The organism is Pseudofrankia sp. DC12, assembly GCF_000966285.1.
Classification (GTDB): Bacteria; Actinomycetota; Actinomycetes; order Frankiales; family Frankiaceae; genus Pseudofrankia.
Genome location: NZ_KQ031391.1, coordinates 3,136,248 through 3,158,525, shown reverse-complemented (window position 1 = coordinate 3,158,525; position 22,278 = coordinate 3,136,248). Strand labels below are relative to the sequence as shown.

15 protein-coding genes are annotated in these 22,278 nt (G+C 63.8%); 10 read left to right on the top strand and 5 right to left on the bottom strand.

The window, feature by feature from the left end; translation table 11 throughout:
* The first annotated feature begins 21 nt into the window (after positions 1 to 21).
* The 10 genes from rfbD to FRADC12_RS31215 all read left to right on the top strand — a co-directional run bounded on the left by rfbD (position 22) and on the right by FRADC12_RS31215 (position 14,198).
* Positions 22 to 933: a dTDP-4-dehydrorhamnose reductase gene (gene rfbD / locus FRADC12_RS12475; RefSeq protein WP_232303753.1), complete on the top strand. Its 912-nt coding sequence runs from the start codon at positions 22 to 24 to the stop codon at positions 931 to 933.
* 64 nt (positions 934 to 997) lie between these two features.
* Positions 998 to 2,056 (top strand): dTDP-glucose 4,6-dehydratase, encoded by a 1,059-nt coding sequence (gene rfbB, locus FRADC12_RS12470; RefSeq protein ID WP_045876769.1) that lies wholly within the window; start codon positions 998 to 1,000, stop codon positions 2,054 to 2,056.
* 1,104 nt (positions 2,057 to 3,160) lie between these two features.
* Entirely contained in the window at positions 3,161 to 4,207 is a 1,047-nt protein-coding gene (locus FRADC12_RS29675) for a glycosyltransferase (protein WP_084010633.1), read from the top strand.
* Between the two features lie 85 nt (positions 4,208 to 4,292).
* Positions 4,293 to 5,870: an O-antigen ligase family protein gene (locus FRADC12_RS29670; protein ID WP_198152880.1), complete on the top strand. Its 1,578-nt coding sequence runs from the start codon at positions 4,293 to 4,295 to the stop codon at positions 5,868 to 5,870.
* An 87-nt stretch (positions 5,871 to 5,957) separates the two neighbouring features.
* On the top strand, positions 5,958 to 7,343 hold the full coding sequence (locus FRADC12_RS29665) for a tyrosine-protein kinase domain-containing protein (RefSeq protein WP_198152879.1): 1,386 nt from the start codon (positions 5,958 to 5,960) through the stop codon (positions 7,341 to 7,343).
* Positions 7,344 to 7,450: 107 nt separating this feature from the next.
* Positions 7,451 to 8,470 (top strand): glycosyltransferase family 4 protein, encoded by a 1,020-nt coding sequence (locus FRADC12_RS29660; protein ID WP_157488829.1) that lies wholly within the window; start codon positions 7,451 to 7,453, stop codon positions 8,468 to 8,470.
* 17 nt (positions 8,471 to 8,487) lie between these two features.
* Positions 8,488 to 9,369: a glycosyltransferase family 2 protein gene (locus FRADC12_RS34880; RefSeq protein WP_084010626.1), complete on the top strand. Its 882-nt coding sequence runs from the start codon at positions 8,488 to 8,490 to the stop codon at positions 9,367 to 9,369.
* Between the two features lie 1,026 nt (positions 9,370 to 10,395).
* Positions 10,396 to 11,406, top strand: a complete 1,011-nt coding sequence (locus tag FRADC12_RS29650; RefSeq protein WP_084010624.1) for a glycosyltransferase — start codon at positions 10,396 to 10,398, stop codon at positions 11,404 to 11,406.
* A gap of 94 nt (positions 11,407 to 11,500) precedes the next feature.
* Positions 11,501 to 13,039 (top strand): oligosaccharide flippase family protein, encoded by a 1,539-nt coding sequence (locus FRADC12_RS29645; RefSeq protein ID WP_084010622.1) that lies wholly within the window; start codon positions 11,501 to 11,503, stop codon positions 13,037 to 13,039.
* 199 nt (positions 13,040 to 13,238) lie between these two features.
* Positions 13,239 to 14,198, top strand: coding sequence for a glycosyltransferase family protein (locus FRADC12_RS31215; RefSeq protein ID WP_157488828.1), 960 nt, complete (start codon positions 13,239 to 13,241; stop codon positions 14,196 to 14,198).
* 251 nt (positions 14,199 to 14,449) lie between these two features.
* Here the strand turns inward: FRADC12_RS31215 and FRADC12_RS12445 are convergent, their stop codons facing one another.
* The 5 genes from FRADC12_RS12445 to FRADC12_RS12425 form a co-directional block, all read right to left on the bottom strand.
* The gene (locus FRADC12_RS12445; RefSeq protein ID WP_084011326.1) at positions 14,450 to 16,042 is read right to left on the bottom strand and encodes a sugar transferase; all 1,593 of its coding nucleotides are present in this window, start codon (positions 16,040 to 16,042) and stop codon (positions 14,450 to 14,452) included.
* A 384-nt stretch (positions 16,043 to 16,426) separates the two neighbouring features.
* The gene (locus FRADC12_RS12440; RefSeq protein ID WP_502685307.1) at positions 16,427 to 17,956 is read right to left on the bottom strand and encodes a sugar transferase; all 1,530 of its coding nucleotides are present in this window, start codon (positions 17,954 to 17,956) and stop codon (positions 16,427 to 16,429) included.
* A 765-nt stretch (positions 17,957 to 18,721) separates the two neighbouring features.
* A complete protein-coding gene (locus tag FRADC12_RS12435; RefSeq protein WP_045876768.1) occupies positions 18,722 to 19,474 on the bottom strand; it encodes a type III pantothenate kinase in 753 nt (250 codons plus the stop codon).
* 93 nt (positions 19,475 to 19,567) lie between these two features.
* On the bottom strand, positions 19,568 to 20,572 hold the full coding sequence (nadC, locus tag FRADC12_RS12430; RefSeq protein WP_232303751.1) for a carboxylating nicotinate-nucleotide diphosphorylase: 1,005 nt from the start codon (positions 20,570 to 20,572) through the stop codon (positions 19,568 to 19,570).
* Positions 20,569 to 22,272, bottom strand: a complete 1,704-nt coding sequence (locus FRADC12_RS12425; protein WP_045879492.1) for an L-aspartate oxidase — start codon at positions 22,270 to 22,272, stop codon at positions 20,569 to 20,571. Before FRADC12_RS12425 ends, nadC begins: the two co-directional genes overlap by 4 nt.
* Positions 22,273 to 22,278: the final 6 nt, after the last annotated feature.

Genomic DNA, 22,278 nt, shown 5'->3' with positions numbered 1-22,278 from the left:
TGAGGCGGGGGAAATCGTATCGTGCGCATTCTCGTGATCGGCTCGGGCGGCCAGGTTGGCTCTGACCTGTGCCGATTGCTGGCTGCTGATCGGCGGCTGGCGGTCTTGGTAGGACTGACGCGGGCCGAGTGTGACGTCGCCGACATGGAGCGGGTCCGAGAGGTGGTTCGTGACCAGTCGGCGGCTGCCAGGGCAGAGGGTGGGCTGACGGTCATCAACACGGCGGCCTGGACAGATGTTGACGGCGCGGAGGCGGACGAGGCAGGCGCCTACGCGGCCAATGCCGCCGGGCCAGCGCATTTGGCCGCGGCCTGTTCCGAGGTCGGCGCGGGACTGGTGCACATCTCGACCGACTATGTGTTCGACGGTGCGGCGAAACAGCCATACGAGGTCGACGACCGGACGGCGCCAGTGTCCGCCTACGGGCGTACCAAGCTGGCGGGTGAGCAGGCTTTGCTCGCGCTGTGTCCATCCGCGTATGTCGTCCGCGCGGCCTGGGTCTACGGCGCGTCCGGGAAGAACTTCGTGAAAGCGATAACGCGGCTGGCTGCGGAGCGCGACATGTTGACAGTTGTAGACGATCAGCGGGGCTCTCCGACCTGGTCGAGGGACCTGGCGGGCGGCCTGGCAGACCTTGCGCTGTCGAATGCGCCATCGGGCATTTATCACTACGCCAACGGAGGTGAGGTGAGCTGGTGCGGTTTCGCGCGCGCGATTATGCAGGAGCTGGGCGAGGACCCGGGGAAGGTGCGGCCGACTACGACCGATGCTTTTCCGCGGCCAGCACCCCGACCGGCGTATTCCGTCTTGTCGACCCGTCGCTGGGTCGATGCCGGGCTGCCACCGCCCCGCCCTTGGCGTGAGGCGCTGGCCGCAGCCTTCACGGCCCACCCGGATGAGCTCCGTGGTCTTGCCACGGCGCCTCGGCCGTGAGGAGGCCAGAAGTGAGCCAGATCACAGGGCATCAACCATCGAGCGCGAAAGGCCGACTCACGTCATGTCGACGACACTGCTGGTGACCGGGGCCGCCGGGTTCATCGGTTCGAACTTCGTGCGCTACTGGCACAGCTCGCATCCGGGTGACCGGGTGGTGGGGCTGGACTCGTTGACGTACGCGGGTCTGCGGGAGAACCTCGCCGACGTGCTGGACGGGTCGGGTGGTCTGGTGAGCTTGGTCCACGGGGACATCCGGGACCGGGAGCTGGTCGAGTCGCTGCTGCGCGAGCACAGGGTCGACACGGTGGTGAACTTCGCGGCGGAGTCGCACAACAGTCTGGCGATCCTGCGGCCGGGTGACTTCTTCTCGACGAACGTGATGGGTGTCCAGAGCCTGCTGGAGGCGGCGCGGACGGTCGGGGTGGGCCGGTTCCACCAGATCTCCACCTGCGAGGTCTACGGCGATCTGGACCTGGACGACCCGGGGGCGTTCACGGAGGACTCGCCGTATCTGCCGCGGACTCCGTACAACGCGGCGAAGGCGGGCGGCGATCATGCTGTGCGGGCCTATGGGTACACGTATGACGTGCCGGTGACGATCACGAACTGTTCGAACAACTACGGGCCGTACCAGTTCCCGGAGAAGGTCATCCCGCTGTTCGTGACCCGGGCGTTGCAGGGCCAGGAGCTGCCGCTGTACGCGTCGACGAAGAACCGGCGCGAGTGGCTGCACGTGCTCGATCACTGCCGGGCGGTCGAGGCGGTGCTCCAGGGGGGCCGGGTCGGGGAGACCTACCATGTCGGGTCCGGCGTCGAGGCCGACATCGAGACGATCGCCGACACGATCCTGACCGAGCTGGGCCTGCCCGACTCGCTGAAGACGATCGTCCCGGACCGTCCGTCGCATGACCGCCGGTACCTGCTCGACTCCAGCAAGCTGCGTACCGAGCTCGGCTGGGCGCCGGAGATCGAGTTCACCGACGGCATGCGCTCCACTATCGCCTGGTTCCGCGACAACGAGGCCTGGTGGCGCCCCCTCATCGGCCGCAGCCCCGTCTCCGAGACCGCCTGGAATGGCCAATCGAGACAGTCGCCGGCTGACCTGCCCCTGGCAAGGTGACAGCGGTCGACGTCTGATGTCTCTCTGTCGGGATGTTGGTAGGCGAGGGCCGAAAGGAATCACCGCCGGGGCCGCACGCCCAGGCCGGCGCCCTCGTCGACCGTAGCCAGGGCCAGGCCGGCCTCGCGCGATGCGGCGTGATGTCAACGATGCCAGTCCGCGGGCAAGGCCCCTACCGCGGTGATGTCAGCCCCCGCACCTTGCCTAGGCGAAGCCGCCCACTCGTCGGGTAGCCCGCGTCGTTGATGATCAGTCTCTCGGCCGCGAGCATCTCATGCGCCCAGCCCGCCCGACAGGCGCGGACCTCGCTGAAATCCTAGGGCCGGTTCCGCAGGAACTTTGGTCACGCCAGATGATCAATCGCGAGTCGTTCCGCCACCGGATGAAGCCTCGGTCCCTTTCTTGATCAATTGCGCAACATCGTCGAAACCGTATTTCCTGCGCTGATCTGTGCCCGCTGGATTCGGACGGACCCGCGCCGCGAGTTCCTCAACGTCGGACGCACTCAGCAATCTCCTCCGCCGTCAGCGGTCCGGCGGCAAGCGGGCAGAGATCCGCAATCCGACGCCGGGCCCTCAACAACCGAACAATGCCGGACTCGGTACGGTCCCGGAAACCGAGTCCCGAGGCTCAAATTTTCCAGAGGTCAAATCCGTTCTCTGGAAAAAGGCGGAACGAGGCCGCCTCAGATGGCGTCTCGTCACCTCGTCGATAGGGCGCCAGCTGACAGAAACTAGAGAAGGCTGAGACAATGGCGCAGCGGAGGTCCCGCATCGACACCTGAGGTGCATACTTGAGCCAGTCGGGCGCCACGGACCAGCGCACTCAAGCCCGGCTGGCTTGACTTGCGGCATCAGCTCCCGGGGGAGGGCCGATCTACCGACAGGTGAGGGCCGACACTGGCCCGCTACAGAGGGTCACCGACCATACGCCAGTGGCGACCATCAGGCGTTAATGCCGAGGTCCGCGCTCCAGACCCAGCCTAGTGACTCAATCGTATTGTCATCCTATTAGCTATTTCTCGTCGCCAAGCGACATTAAGGACAGGAAAACCGGCCCCTCGGCGCGGACGCGCGATAGGCCGGACAGAATACGGGGGGAACTATGACTGCGCTGCTGATCGCCTCCACCGGTGGTCATCTCACGCAGCTTCACCGACTGAGGCCGAGATTTCGAGCATTTGATCCACAAGACGTAGTCTGGGTCACCTTTGATACCAAGCAGAGTCGGTCTCTTCTGAGCGATGAAAACGTTGTGTACGTCAAGTACACCCATCCACGCGACATCAGGTCGGCAGCCGTGAACTTCACCCGTGCGATCCCGATCATCCGGACCGGGAAATACACCCACGCCGTTAGTACAGGCGCTGCGATCGCCGCATCCTTTTTGCCCGTCGCGGCGAGCCAGGGCCTGTCAACGCATTACATCGAAAGTGCAACGCGCGCCCAAGGGCCGTCGGTCACGGGAAAACTTCTACGTGTTATTCCACGGGTCAATCTTTACACCCAGTATCCAGGCCTGGCAAGCGCGCGCTGGTCATACCGGGGCTCGGTCTTTGACGGCTACCGGATCATCAGCGCTGCTCGACCGGTTTCAGTGAAGAAGGTCGTCGTATCTCTTGGCCAGATCGAGCGATACGGATTTAGGCGGTTGATCGAGCGCCTCTACAAGGTTCTTGGTAGTGACGTCGAGGTCGTATGGCAGACTGGGGCGACGGACACTCGTGGCCTACCTATCAGAGCGGTCAAGATGATGCCTGCAGACGATCTACGTCAGGCCATCACGGACGCCGACGTCGTAGTAACTCATGCTGGGACAGGCTCTGCTCTGCTTGCGCTCGACTGCGGGAAGTATCCAGTCCTGGTTCCGAGGAGGCGCGATCAAGGTGAACACATCGATGATCATCAAATGCAAATCGTTGGAGCGCTAGGGCGGAAAAATCTGGCGCTGGCGCGCGAGGCCGACGAGCTCGACTGGGAAGATTTGATCTACGCAGCGCATCAACGGGCCATAGTTGAGGCTGAGCCGCCGACTTTCAAGCTGAACGGCGAAGTTCCGGACAATGTTCCTCTGATGAAACCGCTGTCCCCCGCGGCTGAACCTACGCCTCCGCAAGCCGAGAAAAGGTCGCGTAACACGCATGGCGGGTAGCCGTTCAAGCGCGGGACTCCAGCCTCTCGCCAACCGACAAATAAGAAGAATAGAGTCATATTACGTCTCGACACCTGCTGGAGTCGTGACCGCACTGGCGGTCGGCTATTCTATTGCCCGCCACATGACCCTTCTTTATCTAATCTTCGCAGCGTTCGCCCTAGCGCTACTAGTTTTGAAACCGAACCTCGCTATCTATGCTACTATCGTCTTAGCATTCGGAGCGTTTCCAGACAGTCTTCGGCTCTCGATTCACCACCCGAAACCCCAAATAATATACTTCTATGAGATTACCCTCACGATTGCCGCGATCTATTGTGCGAGGTCGCTGCGCCCACGCGCCGAGGCCGCGCGATGGATATCAATCTTCGTGCTGGTCGTCGGCCTTGCAATCGCACTCGGATTCTACCGAGCCAATTCGCCGAATCAAATTTTCCGCGAGAGTCACCTCCTCGACTTGGCACTGGGATATTATGTAGCTGCGAGCGTGATCAATAGCGAGCACCAAGCAACGGCGATGAAAGTTGCGGGCTGGACGTTGGTCGAGGCAGCGACGATGGCTGTGCTCGGCCCGCTTCTTGGAGTCCGCCTCGCAGGCCGCGAGGAAACCACCCACCTCGGCGATAACGTGGCGGCTGACGCGACGCGCGTACTGGGAAACGCGCAGTTCTTGGCGCTCGCCGTTGTATGCATATTGCTCGCGCTTTATCTAGCAGGTTTTACTCCTTCCGTCAATCGCCTCTCGTTCTGGCTCGCACCATCGCTCGTGTTGCTACTCTTGGCGTTCTCGCGAAATTCAATAATCGCCTTGGCAGCAACTGCTGTCTTCACGCTACTAACCATGCGGTCATCCGAAACGCTGCGACGAATCACAGCGGCAGCCGGAGTCGTCTTGGCAGTCGTCGTCCCCAGCTACCTACTGTTGCGTGCCGCGCTTCCCGAAAATCCCCTTGTAAAATACTTGGCGAGCCAAATCCAGGCCTACCAGCTACGAGTATTTGGAGGCCTGAGCGGATCGGCTATTCAGACAGACCCTTCAGCACAGTACCGCCTTCTCGAGAACACTTACCTCGTGAGGGCCATCAATGAAAACCCAGTCATAGGCCATGGCCTGGGGTACGCCTACAAGCCTCCAATGGGAACCGATCCGAGTAGTTTCGAAGCGACCCTCGGCCAGTTTTACGCGCATAATTTCTATCTATGGATCGCCGTGAAGGCGGGCCTCGTTGGCGCGACAGCCGTCCTGTGGTTTGCTGGAAAGTCTGTTATGTGGGCGCTTCGCAGCCACCGTCCGGCTGGAGTGGCTGTAGGAGCTGCTGCGTCTGCGTTCCTAGTAGTTTGCCTCGTCGCACCCTTGCCGCTGGATCCTTCAAATAACCTCATCTTCGGGGTAATGCTTGGACTGGCGGCCGCGCAAACCCGCCTCGCGTCCGACCAGGCACTCGATTCTGAGTTGATTGACGGAACAAATCGCGAATCTATTGGCAGTGAGCGGCCTACTCCAGTGATAGTGCGACGTCGACGCAAAATTCACCCGGGCCGCGGCTTAACCTCGATGCGCGGGCCCGATCAGACGCAGGTACTGCGAATACCGCCGGGCCCGCCAACGCGGGACCAGGAATCGCATGACGTAGAACCCGGCTGGACCAACGAATTAATCTGAACTCCGCGTTAAAGTTCCGAAATATTGATGGAGTACCGTGACCGGCAAAAGCAACGCGGGCGCACAGACTCCAAGGCTGGGGGGAAAATGAATCTTTTTGGATACCTGCGCGCCGTTCGAGCACACTGGCTAACCGCGCTAAGCCTGGTGATAATTTGTTCTGCCGCAGCCGGGTTCTATTCGATAAATCAGCCCAAGATCTACCGGGCGAACATCCAAATGTTCGTCTCCGTCGCTAACGGAGCCGGCGACATTAGCGCGCTTTACCAAGGTGGAAACTTCACCACGGAGCGAATGCACTCCTACGTTCAGATTGTCAACAGTCCAGCAGTGACCGATCTGGTGAAGTCTCAACTCAAACTTACCACTTCTACAGAGTCGATCGGTTCCTTGATCTCTGCTTCATCGCCTACTGACACCGTGCTTCTGGACGTCGCAGTCCAAGATCACTCTCCTGAGCTCGCCCAGGCAATTGCCAATTCGATCGCCGACAACTTCCCGACGGTGATCCAGGACATAGAGAAACCAGACAGTGGTGGATCATCTCCTGTTCAAGTTTCGGTGACAAGAAAGGCAACCCTGCCTGAAAGGCCGGTCTCGCCACGGACAAAGGTAAACGTGGCGCTAGGACTTATAATAGGCTTGATCTTGGGGATCAGTTTCGCGACTCTGAGGTACCGTCTCGACCGAAAGATCCGAGACATCGAACAAGCCGCCCAGATAACAAATGTGCCCGTTCTTGGCGGAATTTCCGAAGACTCTTCATTTGCTTCGCGGGAACTCGTAGCAGGCATCCGAGGCAGCATTCGAGCGGAAGAGATCCGGCACCTTCGCACTAACATAAGGTTTCTTTCGGTTGGTAAAAAACTGTCGAGCTTTGTGGTCACATCTTCGGTCGCAGGGGAGGGCAAAACTCTCGTCACGGCGAACCTGGCGGTCGCCATCGCACAGCTTGGCGAAAACGTCGTACTCATCGACGGCGACCTACGAAAGCCACGAGTCGCCGACGTCTTCGGGTTGCCCGCCGGCGTCGGACTTACGAACGTCCTCGTCGGTGACGTTTCAGTCAATCACGCCTTGCAGCAATGGCGGGAGAATGCGTCCCTTTACATTCTGGCTGCAGGTCCCGTGCCACCGAATCCGAGCGAGCTTCTAAGTTCCGAACGCTTGCAGGCCTTGATCGATGAGTTGATCAATGCCGGCTACCTCGTCATTTTTGATGCCTCACCGCTCCTGCCCGTCACCGATGCAGCGCTGTTGGCAAGGGTCACGGGTGGCGCCCTATTGGTGACTCATATTGGGAAAACTCGGTCAGATGAGCTCCGAAACTCGACCGAGATCGTCAGAACTGCCGGCGGCAATATCCTCGGTCTGATCGGTAACCACGTGCGTAAGTCGTCTGCCGGCGGCTACTACGGTGCCGCGCCTTCGCAAGAGCCTGTTGGCGCATACTCGCGCCACGGACGGCATTAGCTAAATCTATCGTCCGGGAGCATGAGGTGCGAATCAGATCGCTTACCAGAAGCTGGCCGCAGGTAAATCGATGGAGGCCCACCAAGATCCGGACTCAGTTGGCTCCGGTGCTCATCATTGGAGATGATCCAACGGGTCCCGGTGGTATTGGTTCGGTCATTCGAAACATCCACGAGATGACCGATCATAAAGCATCTCACGTCGCAAGCTATCGGCCGGATGCGTCGCCGCAACAAAAGGCGGTTCTGTTTTGCCAGGCTGCCTACGTCTTGCTGACAGGCCAGCCTCCGGAACGATGGCTAACGCATGTACATCTGTCGCAGCGTGGATCATTTGTGAGGGAAGGCGTCTTGCTGTGGCTGGCAAAGCTTAAGGGTGCGGCATGTATCGTAACAATACATGGTAGTAGCTCCATCGACTTTCTGGCCTCGAATTCTATTTTTGGGCGAGGGGTTCTGGCGGCAGCTGACGATATCTATTGCCTGGGGCCGCTACAGGCCGAGCAGATCGCCAAAGTGTTGGATCGGGCTGTCGACGTGTTGCCGAATTTTGTTCCAATTCCTCCGTCGCCCCCGTTGGGAATATCAGGTCACCAGTTTGTATTCGCTGGCGCTGTCGGCGCTCGAAAAGGCGCTGATGTCCTTGCACAAGCATGGGAAAAGGTGGTCGCGCATTCTCCGGCATCTAGGCTGCTTGTCGTCGGCCGGGACGCAGGTATGGCAGGTGTGTTCATTGGTCTGGAAGGCTGCACTGTGCTTGGGGAGTGTACTCACGACACCGTCATTGAGATCTTTCGACAGTCTAGGGCAATCATTCTCCCGAGCCGAGCGGAGGGATTGCCGATGGCGCTGTTGGAAGCCGGATCGTACGGCCGAGGAAGCATCGCGACTCCAGTCGGAGAAACTCCTGCCCTCTTAGCGGATACTGGCATCCTCGTTGCCGTCGGTGATCAGAAAGGCTTGGTGAATGCGATTATCGAGTTCCTCGATGACGACGTCGCCGTTAGATTCGGCCAGGCGGCGTACGCAAAGGTGTGTACCGAATTCAGCTTCGAGCAAGGGAGGAATATATACCAGGGACTCTACGGGGCATATATCAAGCTGGCCGATATCGAAGACAAGTCGTAGAACTGGGGCCGCTCCGCATGGCGCACGTATCCGCGATTATCCTCAATTATCGGCGCGCAGCAGGTACGGCAAATGTCGTGAGGTGCCTATTCGATGGGACGGTCATACCTACTTGGGTGACCGTTGTAGATAACTATTCTGGAGTCGATGAACTTGATCTTCTGGAAAAGCAGCTCGAATCCTGGCCCTCGGTGGAGATCGTGGCCTCAGATCGGAACGGTGGTTATGCGGCTGGTATGAATCTGGGGGTTCTACGAAATCTGAGTTTGCGGCCAGACTATTTTCTTCTCTTGACTCACGACTGCCAGCTGGAACCCGGCGCGCTCTCAAATCTTATTTCGGCATTAGAATCGGATTCGGAAAGCGCGGTTGCCGGGCCACTTCTCAAGAGCCGCACGAGCGGCGATGTTTTCAGCGCGGGAGGGTGGATCGATGCTGGGAGGTGCAGAATCGGCCATTACCGTAACGCGCGCGCATGTGGAACTTCACGCGTTGATTGGATTGATGGCGCAGCAATCCTCGTTCGTAGGGAGATCCTGGAGCGGACTTCGATCGACACTCAATACTTTTTGTATTACGAAGACGTCGACCTGTGTCTAACCGTGCGCAAGATGGGTCGGAAGATCCTCTTGGTGGAGAGCGCGAAAGCAAGTCAGACAACTGACGGAATGCCGGTCTTCTACGCCGCGAGGAACAGATATCTTCTTGCTCGAAAGTGGTTTTCGAGGAGCGTCAGGAGACGAACGGTCGGAGAAATCGCGTTGGACGCCTGCGGACGCGCGATTCGAGGAGCCGTGCGTCGACGTCGATCTGAGATGGTCGAGGCGTGGAATATCGTCCGAGGTTTGGCATCGGGGATAGGCTTGCATACGGCGAGGGGAACCAGTCTCCATGGCTAGATTCTTGCTGGCGTCTGCCTGGTTTGCCGACCTGGCGGTCGCACACGCAGAAGCCCTCGTTAAACATGGACATTCGGTACAGGTAATCGTCGGCCGTGCGCCTTCGATAACGATCTCGTCCGTCCCGATCTATGTAGGTCCGGCGCGAATCAAAGACCTCAGAAATGCCGGGTTCGCGCGTAAGCTGGCTACGTTGCGCAGTACCATCTTTGACACAGTCGTTGTCGATGAGACTTGGGATCCGCGGTATAGTCATGCGTTGATTGATTTGGCAGACACGGCGGTAGTGGCCGTGCATGACGCCGTACCCCATGACGAGACGCATCGGTATACTGGCTGGAAGGAACTCTCGCGACGGTCTCTCCGGAAGCGGGCTTCCTTGCTTGCTTGCTTTAGCGAGTCGGTTGCTCTCCAGCTTCGAGGCACTGGAAAGCCGCTAATGCGTCTGCCGCTCACAAGCGACTATCTTGGTGCTGTCCCCGATCCGGCAACTGATCGCCGCGACTTCGTCTGCTTCGGACGAGCGAGACCCTATAAAAATGTTCGCACCGTTCTCGAAGCTTGGTCGGTGCATGTTGGGTCCGAGGGCTATAAGGGCGATCGGCTCATCGTGACGGGAACTCCGACTGATCATGGGGTAAGCGGTGCTCAGTGGGCTAATGTCGTCTGGATTTCAGCTGATCAACCATATAGTTCTTTGCTCCCGGTGCTCCGGAGGGCTAAAGCCAACGTGAGCCTCTACACGAGTGCGAGCCAGAGCGGGGTGCAAGTTCTCGCAGCGCAGCACTCGGTGTGCAGCATTGTTAGCAATGTCGGCGGCCTTCCCGAATATCAGGCTCCCGGCGCGCCTATTGTGAACCTCGCGAATTCAGGCGGCCTTGTTGACGCGTTTAACAGGCTGAGTGACGTCGACGTTGCTGTCCGACTTGGTGCCGAGGCACGGCTGCGGTACCAGAACGAGTGGTCCGCATCGGAGGTCGCGCGACGTCTCCTAGACGAGCTATCAGGAAGGAGGTCGGATCTCGGATGAAGGTCCTCGTCACAACCAACACGCTTGGAATCGGCGGAGCTGAGCGCCAACGGGTACTTCTCGCTAATGGCCTATTTCGTCAGGGCTTCGCTGTCGATCTGCTTTGCCTGCAGGGCATCGGCCCGATGTCAAGCGGTCTTGATGCAGGAGTAGTCCTGCGGCGCCAGCGCCCAACCGTAACAGTGCTAATTGAGGAGCGGGCCGATGTCGTGATAACGGGAGTTACTCGCACCGAGATGCTTGTTGGTATGACGATGCGTAGGAGTGGGCGCGCGCGGAAATGGGTCGCAGCCAGTCACCATGCTTTCCCGGATCGTCCTGGTCAGCGCCATCATCGGTATCCTCGAGATCTTGCTAGATGTTTGGGATTCGCGGACGTGGTGGTGGCGCTCAGCGAGGGACACGGTCGGCATCTTATGCGTTCGACTGCAGCGAAGAACGTGGCGGTGGTGGCGAACGGTCTTCCATCGGTGGCGATCTCTAATCCTCGAGTAGTGGAAAGCGGTCTAACCGAGTTCGCTTTTGTCGGTCGGATCACGGAGCAAAAGGGGCTCGGGCCATTTTTGGCGGCGTGGGAAGAGTCCCAGGCCGGTTCGAGTGTGCTGAAAATTTATGGCGATGGCCCGCTCACAGGTAGCCTCCAAGATGGTTTCGCCGCGGCGCGCAATGTGAGCTGGGAAGGCGCGACTAATGACCCTTTGGGCGCCATCGCGCGGAGTGATTGGCTGGTCGTTCCGTCTCTCTGGGAGGCGTTTCCAATGGTGATTCTGGAAAGTCTTGCGGTAGGTACTCCTGTGTTGGCTTCGCGCGTCGGCGCGGTCGGTGAGATGCTTGATGGTTTGCCGATGTGTGCCGCGGTGGAGCCGGGACGTTCCGCTTGGATCGATCTAATTCGACGTCACGACGGAAAGAGGACTGGGTTTCAAGATGAGCTGGCGTCACATGTAAACAGAAGATACTCGGCTGAGACAATGGTAAGTTCCTACATGGCGCTCCTTGAGAATTAGCTCACTGGGTGTAGAGGTTCCGAATCGACATCGAGTCGGCAGTCCGGCATGGCTGATGACCAAGGCCGTTGTCCGTCTCGGGCCATGAACGGAAATGGGCGTGAGGTTGGTGCGTACGGTGGTCAGTTCGGCTGCCGATGAGGGTCGGAACTCGACTCCGATGAGTCGGGGACGGCATCGGCAGCCTAGACGACGTGCCACGTCTCGACGGATCATGCGGGCCTTCGGTCACCAAGCGCTCGCGAGGTTGGTGACGACCCTCCTGGCGCTGGTTTACGTTGGAATATCGTCTCGGTATCTAGGTCCTTCGGCTTACGGCTCGGTTACGGCAGCGCTTGCTGTGGCCTCTCTTTGTACCGGACTTTCAGATTTCGGCGTAAATGCGGTGGCTTTGCGCGAAGGCGGCAGCGACGCGGAGTTGCTAAGGAAGATCGTGTCCGGCAGCGTCGGGCTTTCAATCGCATACGCGGTACCACTCGCACTCTTGGCCAGCGCCGTCGGGGGTCTCGTCTATGGGTGGAATCCTGGGTCGACCGGTCGACTGGTCGCGGTTACGGCGCCTTATATTGTTGCGTATACCGTTAGCGCGTGCTACATTCCGATCTTCCAATTTCATCATGACTTCCGTGGCTCCCTCGTCGGGGATGTTCTTTCGAGTTTGATCACGCTCGGTGCGGCGGTGCTGGCCGTCCGGTGTGGCTGGCCTTCTTGGACGTTCGTTGTAACAGTTGGAGTCGCCGCCTGTGCGAAATTGATCGTGGTGTATGCGAGCGCTAGACGGCTGGAGCACACTCCGCCGAACTGGGATGTTCACGCCTGGGCCAAAATATTGAAGGCGGCAGTCCCGATAGGCGCGAGCGCTTTGGTTGGGACCTTGTATTTCAGGGCAGATGCGATAATTCTGTCAGTCGTATCGACCGGCGAAGAGACCGGTCTTTACGCACTTTGCTACCGAGTCATCGGCGCTTTGGGGGCTGTTCCGAATCTTGCCGTTTCGAGTTCGTTTGCATCGCTCTCCGAAGCGGCGAAGAGCAGCGACGGTATGTTCGTGAGGCGTGTGTCGAAGCTGATGAATCTACTTTGCTTTGGCGCATTCGCGTTGTGGGCGAGTGTCGGGCCCTTTTCGCAGTATATTTTGAGAACCTTCGGCGGTGCCGATTATGCGTCAGGTGCCTCGGCTCTCCTTCTTATGGTCGCGGCGACAAGTTTCTCGTTCGTCAATACTGGCCTCTCGGTTTCGCTGATACTGGGTGGACGTGAGCGGATCCTATTTGTATCTAGTGTCGGCTTCTTGATATTGAACGTGGTGGGCAACGTGGGTCTGGACCGGAGTCACGGCGCGGGTGGTGCGGGACTTTCACTGCTCTTGAGTGAAGCTGGTAGCACCATAGTTGCTGGTCTGGTTCTTCTCCGGCGACTTAGGGTGCGGCTTGCGAATCGCACGTTGGTAGTGCAGATTCTTTTCGGCTGCCTGCTCGTTTATGCAGTAATGGTCGGGCGCAGGTATGGTCCTCTAGTTAGCGTCGCAGTCTCGACAGTCTTGTTGTGCGGAAGCGTTCTTGGTTATCGCGCAGGATCTCGTCGTTATGCCGCTGGAGGGGGCAGTGCGCAAGTTTCGGTGGATGCTGGTTGATGGGAATGGAGTCGCTTCGGCGCGACTGAGTGTGTAGTGAATAGTATCGATGACTTCGGGAGAGTGCGAATAGGACTTGATAGCGTGAGGTGGGGCTATGTCTAAGGTACTCGAGGCCGGATGTCTGGTTCAGAAAAGAGATGGGAGAAGCCCTGCGATGATGCGATGGTCTCGCGGTCGAAAGTCGAAGAAGATTTATGTGACAACCTGGTATGCCGATGCTCTTGGTGCGAGGAGATATGTCGCGCAAGGCGATAAGAAGAGATCGGCGATTGTGCGGACTCTTCAGATCTTTCGCGAGAGCTTTTTCTACGATTGTGTGGTAACCAGCGAGGGTTTCCAGACTGCGGCTGGCCTGGTGTTGCTTTGCCTCCTTGAGGCGATCACTGGCCGGCGGCGTATCGTGCTCCTCGAGTTTCTTCCGGGCGTTCGGCCGGGACGTAAGGGGATGGCTGTACGTCAGATGTATCGGATAGTTCTGCCGCGATCGGTGGCGGCATGTCACGTGCTGTCCTCGTGGGAAGCCGATTACTATTCACAGGCGTTTGGGATTGCAATCGAGCGTTTTAAATTCATTCCGTGGCCACTGGAGGGTCGTCTGGATCGGGATGTAACGCCGATTCCATACGGCGAGAGGAGCGGTGTGGTGGCGTCCGGTCGGAACTCGTGTGACTGGGAAACGGTATGCCGGGCTGCTAGCGCCTACTCATGGAAGGTAACGCTGATCTGTGGGCAAGCCGAATATCAGAGGGTGCTGGCCGCCGCGCCTTCGACGGCGCGGATTCTCGTCGATATCAGCGAAGATGAGCATTGGGCCGAAGTGAGACGGGCTAGCGTTTACATCTTGGCGTTGCAGGAGCGATTCGTGAGCGCGGGCCACGTGCGGCTTATGACGGCGATCATGGCGGAGACGCCAGTAGTCGCGTCCGATGTGCGTGGGCTGGCGGATTACAAGGATGCGATTGGTGTACTCGTGCCGGCAGCTGATTATCTGGCGCTGGGGGAAGCTGTTGGGTCGTTGCTTGGAGAGCCGAAACGCGCTGAGTCGATCGCGTCGGATCGTCGAGCCGTCGCTAGATCGCGCTCGTGGGATGAGTATCTGTCGAGGATTCGGGAGTTTATGTCGGAGGTTTCGGGACACTCGTGGTCGACTGCCTGAAGGCGATGTCCGAGTACTTTCGAGTTCTGACGAACGGTGTATCGTGGATGCGGAATGACATTAGTGTGCCGGTTCACCGTTGCGAAGATGCCAGCCTGAGCGGAAAGCGCGATTGGAGTCTGGCGTTGAATGGCGATCTTGTATAGTAGTGATGGGGCGAGTATGGATACACTCTGGGGAGCTTGGCCGAAGCTGCTCTCGCGTCTTCGTTGAGCTGGACGGCGAGATGTCCTTGAAGCCAAGGAAAATATCTAGTAGGCACCCTCGCGCCTGAGAACTGCAAACAGGGTTCGCCACAGAATGATCAGATCCATGGCCAGTGACCAGTTCTCCACGTAGCGGAGGTCCAGCCGGACCGCCTCGTCCCAGTCGAGGTCCGAGCGGCCGCTGATCTGCCAGAGGCCGGTGAGGCCTGGCTTGACCAGGAGGCGGCGGTGGACGTCCTTCTCGTAGGCGGCGACCTCGCGGGGTAGCGGCGGCCGAGGCCCGACGAGAGACATCGTTCCGTTAAGCACGTTGAAGAGCTGGGGCAACTCGTCGAGCGACCACTTGCGCAGGAAGCGCCCGGCCGGCGTGACGCGGGGGTCGTCCTTCATCTTGAACAGCAGCCCGGCGCCTTCGTTGCTGCCCTGGAGCTCGGCCAGCCGGGCCTCGGCGTCGGTGTACATCGAGCGGAACTTGTACATGGTGAATTCGTGGCGGCCCTGCCCGACCCGCTTCTGCTTGAAGACGGCCGGCCCGCGGCTGGTCAGCCGGACTGCCAGGGCGAGTGCGAGGAAGACCGGTGAGGCGAGCAGGACGACGGCGAGTGCCAGCCCGCGGTCGAGCCCGGCCTTCATGAGCCGGCGGGCGCCGGTGAGCTCCGGCTCCTCGATGTGCAGGAGCGGTAGCCCAGCCACCGGCCGCAGGTGTATCCGTGGCCCTGTCACGTCGGTGATGGCGGATGAGACCAGTACCTCGACGTTTGAGCCTTCGAGCGCCCAGAGCGCGCGGCGGAGTTGGTCCCCGTCGATCTGCGGGCTGATCGCCACGGCAGTAGCCTTGGTCCGGCGAATTACGTGATCGAGGGAGTCGGACGCCCCGACGATCGGGACGCCGGCGAGGTCGAAGCCGGAGCGGTCGGGCCGGTCGGAGCTGTGCATGCCGGGCGTCCGGTCGAGGCAGACGCCGATGACGTTCCAGCCGGCACCGGGGTCGCGTTGCGCGATCCGGACCAGGGACGCCGCCGATTCACCCGAGCCGACGACGAGCACCCGGTGCTGGCATTTGCCGGCGCGGCGCATGCGATGCAGCCGAGCCCGGGCGACACCACGGCCGACCAGGGTCAGCGCCGTCGCGGTGGGAAAGAGGACCAGCAGATAGCCGCGGGCGACCTCAGCCTTGGTCGCATACGAGATGACCGCGACCAACGCGACGAGACGCACCGCCGTATTGACGACCCGGCGGAACTCCTCCGAGCCAAGACCGAGGAAGCGCGCCTCGTACGCGCGGTTCAGCGCCATCGCCGCGATCCAACCGACCGGCAGAACCAGCGAGGTGATGAGGTACGGCTTGATCGAGATGGGGGCCTGGTCGAACTGGACGAGGCCACCGAATCGGATCAGGTATGCCAGGCCGGCTCCCGCGAGGCAGGCAGCGAGATCGGCGAACACGACGGTCCGGGTGTAGTCGCCTTCCCAGCGGACCTCGGCGCGGTACGGCTCACGCGGGCCTTCGTGCGGGGTGGTCGACAGGAGCGCGCGTTCGGCGCGGCTGCGGGTGGTCGCATGCGGGTTCGCGGGCGGCGCCGGAGCCGGTGCTGGTGGGCGGCCGGCAAGTCGTGCCCGGAACGCCCTGATCGACATCCGCAGGGTGGTCTCGGAGTCGTCCCGGCCGCCCGTGTCCTTGACGGGCGCGACCGCCTCGGCCGTCTCAGTGGCGGCTGCTATGAGGTCGGCCGGGGCATCGACGGTTCCGTCCGCGGTGGTCTTGCTCACTGGCTGTGCCCCTGGCTCCTCCGGCCGCGCCCTTCTGGACGACTCGGCTGGCTGGCCGCGGCCAGCCATAGCGGCCGCATAGCCATGCGCACTCCTCCACTCAACGCAGCCCCCCGGCAGCGGTCGACCGGCCCGCCACGGGCTGTCCGTAGTGCGCCGAACGACGTGCGACTAAAGCTACCAATTCGGCCAGGACCGCCGCGGCCACCCCTGATGCAATTTCCAGGTTCGTCGCGCTCGGTAACCAGGCAGCTAGTACGCGCCTTCGCGCTTGAGGACGGCGAACACGGTGCGCCACAGGATCGAGAGATCCATCGCGAGCGACCAGTTCTCGACGTAGCGCAGGTCGAGGCGCACGGCCTCTTCCCACTCGAGGTCGGACCGGCCGCTGACCTGCCACAACCCCGTCAGCCCGGGCTTGACCATCAGCCGGCGGTGGACGTGCCCCTCGTACTGGGCGACCTCACGGGGCAGTGGCGGCCGCGGGCCGACCAGCGACATCGTGCCGATCAGAACGTTGATCAGCTGAGGCAGCTCGTCGAGCGACCACTTGCGCAGGAACTTCCCGACGGCGGTGACCCGAGGGTCGTCTCTCATCTTGAACAGCAGGCCCTCGGCGCGTTCGTTGCGGTCGGCCAGCGAGGCCAGCCGCGCCTCGGCGTCGGTGTACATCGAGCGGAACTTGAACATGGTGAACGGCCGGCCGTCCCGGCCGACCCGGGTCTGCTTGAAGATCGCAGGCCCGCGGCTGGTCAGCCGGACCGCCAGGGCGAGCGTCAGGAGCGCCGGGGCCAGCAGCGTGAGCGCGAAGGTCGCGACACCCCGGTCCAGCGCCGCCTTCATCAGCCGGCGGGCACCCCGGAGCTCCGGCTCCTCAATGTGCAGCAGTGGCAGGCCGGCGACCGGGCGCAGGTGGATCCGCGGCCCGGTCACGTCGGTGACCGTGGACGACACCAGCACGTCGACGTTGGAGCCTTCCAGCGTCCAGAGCGCGCGGCGCAGCCGCTCCCCGTCCATCTGCGGGCTGATCGCGACGGTGGTGGCGTCGGTGATCCGGATCGCCTCCTCCAGCCGCTCCGACGTGCCGACGATCGGCAGGTCGAACAGCTCGAAGTCGGCCCGTTCCAGCCGGTTGTGGCTGTGCCGGCCGGGGGCCCGGTCCAGGCAGATCCCGACCACGTTCCAGCCGACCCCGGGATCGCGGTGGGCGAGGCGCACCAACGCGGCCGCCGCCTCGCCGGAGCCGACGACCAGCACCCGGTGCCGGCAGCGGCCCGCGCGACGCATCCGCAGCAGCAGCACCCGGGCCATCGCCCGGCCGGTGACCGTGAGGATCGTGGCGGCCGGGAAGACGATCAGCAGGTAGGCGCGGGCCACCTCGGCCTTCGTCGCGTACGAGGCGATCGCCACCAGCGCGATGAGGCGCGCGGCCGAGTTGACGACCCGGCGGAACTCCTCCGACCCGTTGCCGAGGAAACGGTCCTCATAGGCCCGGTTCAGCGCGATCGACCCGACCCAGGCGAACGGGAAGATCAGGCTGACGAGGAGGTAGAACCTGGTCGCCGACGCCGCGCCCAGTCCGAGATCGACGAGCACCCGGTTGAACCGGAGCAGGTAGGCCAGCGCCGCGGCCAGGGCGCCGGCGAAGAAGTCGGCTGAGACCACCAGCCGGGTGTAGATGACCTCCCAGGCGAGCTGCGCTCGGTAGCGCTGGCGGACCGGCCTACCGAGCAGCTGCTCCGGCCGCCGGCCCTTGCGGCGACGGCCGAAGGCCGCGGGCATGGGGTTCGGGTGCGGCTCCGGCCGCGGAGCTGGGATCGTGGCGTCAGCCGGAGCGGCGCCCATCTCGATGGGCCCGGACTCGGCGTCTTCGGCGCGGGTCACCAGCGGTGACTCCTTCGGGGCCTTGTCCCGCGCACTGATCGCCGTTGCCGGCTGAGCCCTCTGTTGCGGGGCGCCTGGCGGCAGCCGCTGTGGTGGCACCTCGACGAGCGGCTCGACCTTGGCGTGGGCAGTGCCGGTCGTGCCGAGCTCTAGCTTCTCCTCGTCCATGGCGCTGGGCTCCGCGGAACTGTCGACGGCGGCATCGGCCGCGCCGCTGCTCGGCACCGTAGATCTCGTGATCGTGCCCAAGCCCGCGCCATCGGTGGACCCGGCGCCGGCCAGGGCGCCGTGCCCCGAGCCGAGGCCGCCTTGACTCGACTCGCCTGCTTCTGTGCTCCTCGTGCTCGTGCTCGTGGTTGCCGCGTTCTCGATCGCATTTGCCATCGGTGAGCCCCCCGGATCGCCGAACCGATCTTGGTCGCGCCCGGGGGGTGAGTCCACCGGGTGATGCAGCCAATTACGGTGATGACCCGGAGTCTAACGTCGCGTCATTGCGTGGGCGGACTCATGCGGTTAACTCGCGTTCCAATGGCGAGTGCGCGGCCGATTCGTTGCGTGTCGTGAGGATTTGGAGGGCTGCGGATTGGCCCGGACTGCCCACGGGACGGCTATGCCGCTACCTGGTCTGTGATCCCCGCCACCAGCGGCGCGAGGCTCGCGCGGTCACACATTCTTGGCGAAGACGAGCCGTAGCCCGATCAGCGTCAGGTGCGGCTCGTGCACCTGGAGGGTCTCGCTCTCCTTGAGGACGAGCGGGGCGAGGCCGCCGGTCGCGACCGTGGTGGCCTCGGTGCCGAGCTCGGCCCGGATGCGGCGCACCAGCCCGTCCACCTGCCCGGCCACGCCGTAGATCATCCCGGACTGCAGCGCCTCGACCGTCCCCTTGCCGATCACCGACCGCGGCGGTACCAGCTCGACCTTGCGCAGCTGGGCCGCCCGGGAGGCGAGCGCGTCCAGTGCGATCTCGATCCCTGGCGCGAGCGCCCCCCCGAGGAACTCCCCGCGCGCCGAGACGACGTCGATGTTCGTCGACGTGCCGAAGTCGACGACGATCGTCGGGCCGCCGTGCAGGTGGTGGGCCGCCAGCGTGTTCATGATCCGGTCGGCGCCGGCTTCCTTCGGGTTGTCGATCAGGATCGGGACGCCGGTGCGGGTGCCGGGCTCGACGACCACCACCGGGACGTGGCGGAACAGCCGGCCGGCCATCCTGCGGATCTCGCGCAGTGCCGCCGGGACCGTCGAGCACACCGCCACTCCGTCGATCTTGTACTCGCCGATCAGGCCGCGGTAGAGGAACGCCAGCTCGTCGGAGGTGGCGTTGGCCTGGGTGCGGACCCGCCAGGAGTCGGCGAGCGTCTCGCCCTCGAACACGCCGAGGACCGTGTTGGTGTTGCCGATGTCGATCGTCAGCAGCATGAGGTCGTTTCCATCGTCTTTTCGGACCAGGGTGTCTCTGACCACGGTGGCAGGCCTCGGCGCCGCGCCGAGACGGGAAGGCTCACGGTTGTTCTACTTGTCCAGGGTGAGGTCGAGGCCGAGATCCAGCGCGGTCACCGAGTGCGTGATGCCGCCGACAGCGAGGTAGTCGACCCCGGTGGCCGCGACCTCGGCGGCGACGTCGAGCGTGAGGCCACCACTGGCTTCCAGCAGCACCCCGGCCGGCCCGTTCTTGGCCCGTGGGGACGCGGCCCGGGCCAGCGCCACCGCGGCGCGCAGCTCGTCCGGGGTCATGTTGTCCAGCAGGATCAGGTCGGCGCCGGCAGCGACGGCCTCGCGGACCTGGTCGACGGTGTCGCACTCGACTTCGACCGGCAGGCCGGGGAACGCCGCGCGGACGGCGGCGAACGCCTCCGCCACGCCGCCGGCGGCGACCACGTGGTTGTCCTTCACCAGCGCCGCGTCCACCAGCGACATCCGGTGGTTGACCCCACCGCCGGCCCGCACCGCGTACTTCTCCAGCGCGCGCAGCCCGGGCATGGTCTTGCGGGTGTCCCGGACGGCGGCGCCCGTCCCGGCGATCGCGTCGGCCCAGGCGCGGGTGGCGGTCGCGACGCCGGACAGGTGGCAGAGCAGGTTGAGCGCGGTGCGCTCGGCGGTCAGCAGGCCGCGCACCGGGCCGCGGACCCGCAGCACCTCGGTGCCGGGCCCGATCCGGTCACCGTCGGCGGCCGTCAGGGTCACCTCGGCGTCCGGTCCGGCCACGGCGTCGAACACGGCGGCCGCCACCGGGAGCCCGGCGACCACGCCGCGGGCCCGGGAGACGATCCGCCCGACGGCCACCAGGCCGGCGGGCACGGTGGCGGCCGACGTGACGTCCACCCCGAGCCCGCTCGCGGCGGGCAGGTCCTCGGCGATCGCCCGGGCCACCACGTCGGCGACGGCCGACGGGTCGAGGCCGGCCGCCAGCAGAGCCCGCTCGGTCGCGGCCGACCAGCCGGGGCGCCGCGCGAGCGTCGCGCGGTCGGTCGCCGGCGAAAACCCGAACCCGTGGGTCGCCTTGATTCTGGGGCTCACGGTGCCTTCCCTTCGCCCGCGCCGCCGGCGGTGACCCCGTCCGGTGGGGCGGGGGCGTACGTGACGTCGAGCAGGCCGTCCGGATCCATCCGCAGCAGCAGGTGGCCGCGCCAGGCGTCGTCGGCGTCGGCGAAGTCCTCGCGCCAGTGCGAGCCGCGGGTCTCCGTCCGCGCGGCGGCGGCGGCGACCAGCGCGGTCGCGACCGTCCGCAGGTTCGTCATCTCCCAGGCCTCCGGGCCGGCGGCGACCGTCGCCCCGGTCAGCCGGACGTCGCCGACGTCGGCGAGCGCCTTCGCCGTCGCGAGCAGGCTCGGGGCGCTGCGCAGGACACCGGCGCCCTCGCTCATCACCCGCGCCAGCTCGACGCGCTCGGCCGGGTCGGCCAGGCCCGCCGAGCCGCGGTCGACGACGGCCTCGACCGGTGCTCCGGGCGACGGCAGGCCGCCGGCCAGGTCTTCGGCGATCCGGGCCGCGAACACCAGGCCTTCGAGCAGGCTGTTCGACGCCAGCCGGTTCGCGCCGTGCACCCCGGTGCAGGCGGCCTCGCCACAGGCGTACAGGCCCGGGACGCTGGTCCGGCCCTGGGTGTCGGTGCGAACTCCGCCGCTGGCGTAGTGCGCGGCGGGCGCCACCGGAATGGGCTGGGTGACCGGGTCGATCCCATGGGACCGGCACCGGGCGGTGATCGTCGGGAAGCGGCGCAGGATCGTCTCCTCGCCGAGGTGGCGGGCGTCGAGATAGAGATGGTCGACGCCCTGGGCCGCCATCACCCGCGACATCTGCTTGGCCACCACATCGCGGGGCGCCAGGTCCTCCAGGGGATGAACGCCCGACATGACCCGCTCGCCGGCCGCATCCACCAGGAGGGCGCCCTCGCCGCGCATCGCCTCGCTGATCAGGGGCTGCTGGCCGGCCGACGCCGCGCCCGGGATCCGCAGCGCGGTCGGGTGGAACTGGACGAACTCCAGGTCGGCGATGACCGCTCCGGCGCGCAGCGCGAGCGCGACGCCGTCGCCGGTCGACACCGACGGGTTCGTCGTCGAGGCGTAGATCTGGCCCATCCCGCCGGTCGCGAGGATCACGGCCCGCGCCAGGACCGCGCCGACGCCGTCGCGGGTGCCCTCGCCGAGCACGTGCAGGGTCAACCCGGCCGTCTGCCCGTCCGCGTCGACGAGCAGGTCGAGCACGAGGGCATGCTCGATCACGTCGATGCCGTCGTCGGCGAGCAGCGCGGCGATCAGCGCCCGCTCCACCTCCAGGCCGGTGGCGTCGCCGCCCGCGTGCACGATCCGGTCGCGCAGGTGGCCGCCCTCCCGGGTCAGCGACAGCTCGCCGGCCGCGGTGAGGTCGAACCGGGCGCCGAGCGCGGCCAGCTCACGGACCCGCGCCGGGCCCTCCGTCACCAGCACCCGCACGGCCCCCGGGTCGCACAGCCCGACGCCGGCGACGAGGGTGTCGCGCAGGTGGTCGTCGGGGGAGTCCTCGGCGGCCAGCGCCGCGGCGATCCCGCCCTGCGCCCAGCGGGTCGAGCCCATGTCGAGCAGCGCCTTCGTCACCAGCAGCACCCGGCTCGCCGGCAGCTGGGCGCGGACCCGCTGCGCGGCGGTGAGCCCGGCGACGCCGGAGCCGATCACGACGACGTCGGCGTGCCTGGTCCAGCCGGCGCGCGGCGCGCCGAGCCGGGCGGGGAGCACGGGCAGCGGGGG

Coding starts and splice junctions, on each gene's coding strand:
- rfbB (WP_045876769.1), top strand. CDS start 998: ATGTCGACGACACTGCTGGTGACCGGGGCCGCCGGGTTCATCGGTTCG.
- FRADC12_RS29675 (WP_084010633.1), top strand. CDS start 3,161: ATGACTGCGCTGCTGATCGCCTCCACCGGTGGTCATCTCACGCAGCTT.
- FRADC12_RS29665 (WP_198152879.1), top strand. CDS start 5,958: ATGAATCTTTTTGGATACCTGCGCGCCGTTCGAGCACACTGGCTAACC.
- FRADC12_RS34880 (WP_084010626.1), top strand. CDS start 8,488: ATGGCGCACGTATCCGCGATTATCCTCAATTATCGGCGCGCAGCAGGT.
- FRADC12_RS29650 (WP_084010624.1), top strand. CDS start 10,396: ATGAAGGTCCTCGTCACAACCAACACGCTTGGAATCGGCGGAGCTGAG.
- FRADC12_RS29645 (WP_084010622.1), top strand. CDS start 11,501: ATGGGCGTGAGGTTGGTGCGTACGGTGGTCAGTTCGGCTGCCGATGAG.
- FRADC12_RS12445 (WP_084011326.1), bottom strand. CDS start 16,042: ATGTCGATCAGGGCGTTCCGGGCACGACTTGCCGGCCGCCCACCAGCA.
- FRADC12_RS12440 (WP_502685307.1), bottom strand. CDS start 17,956: ATGCCCGCGGCCTTCGGCCGTCGCCGCAAGGGCCGGCGGCCGGAGCAG.
- FRADC12_RS12435 (WP_045876768.1), bottom strand. CDS start 19,474: ATGCTGCTGACGATCGACATCGGCAACACCAACACGGTCCTCGGCGTG.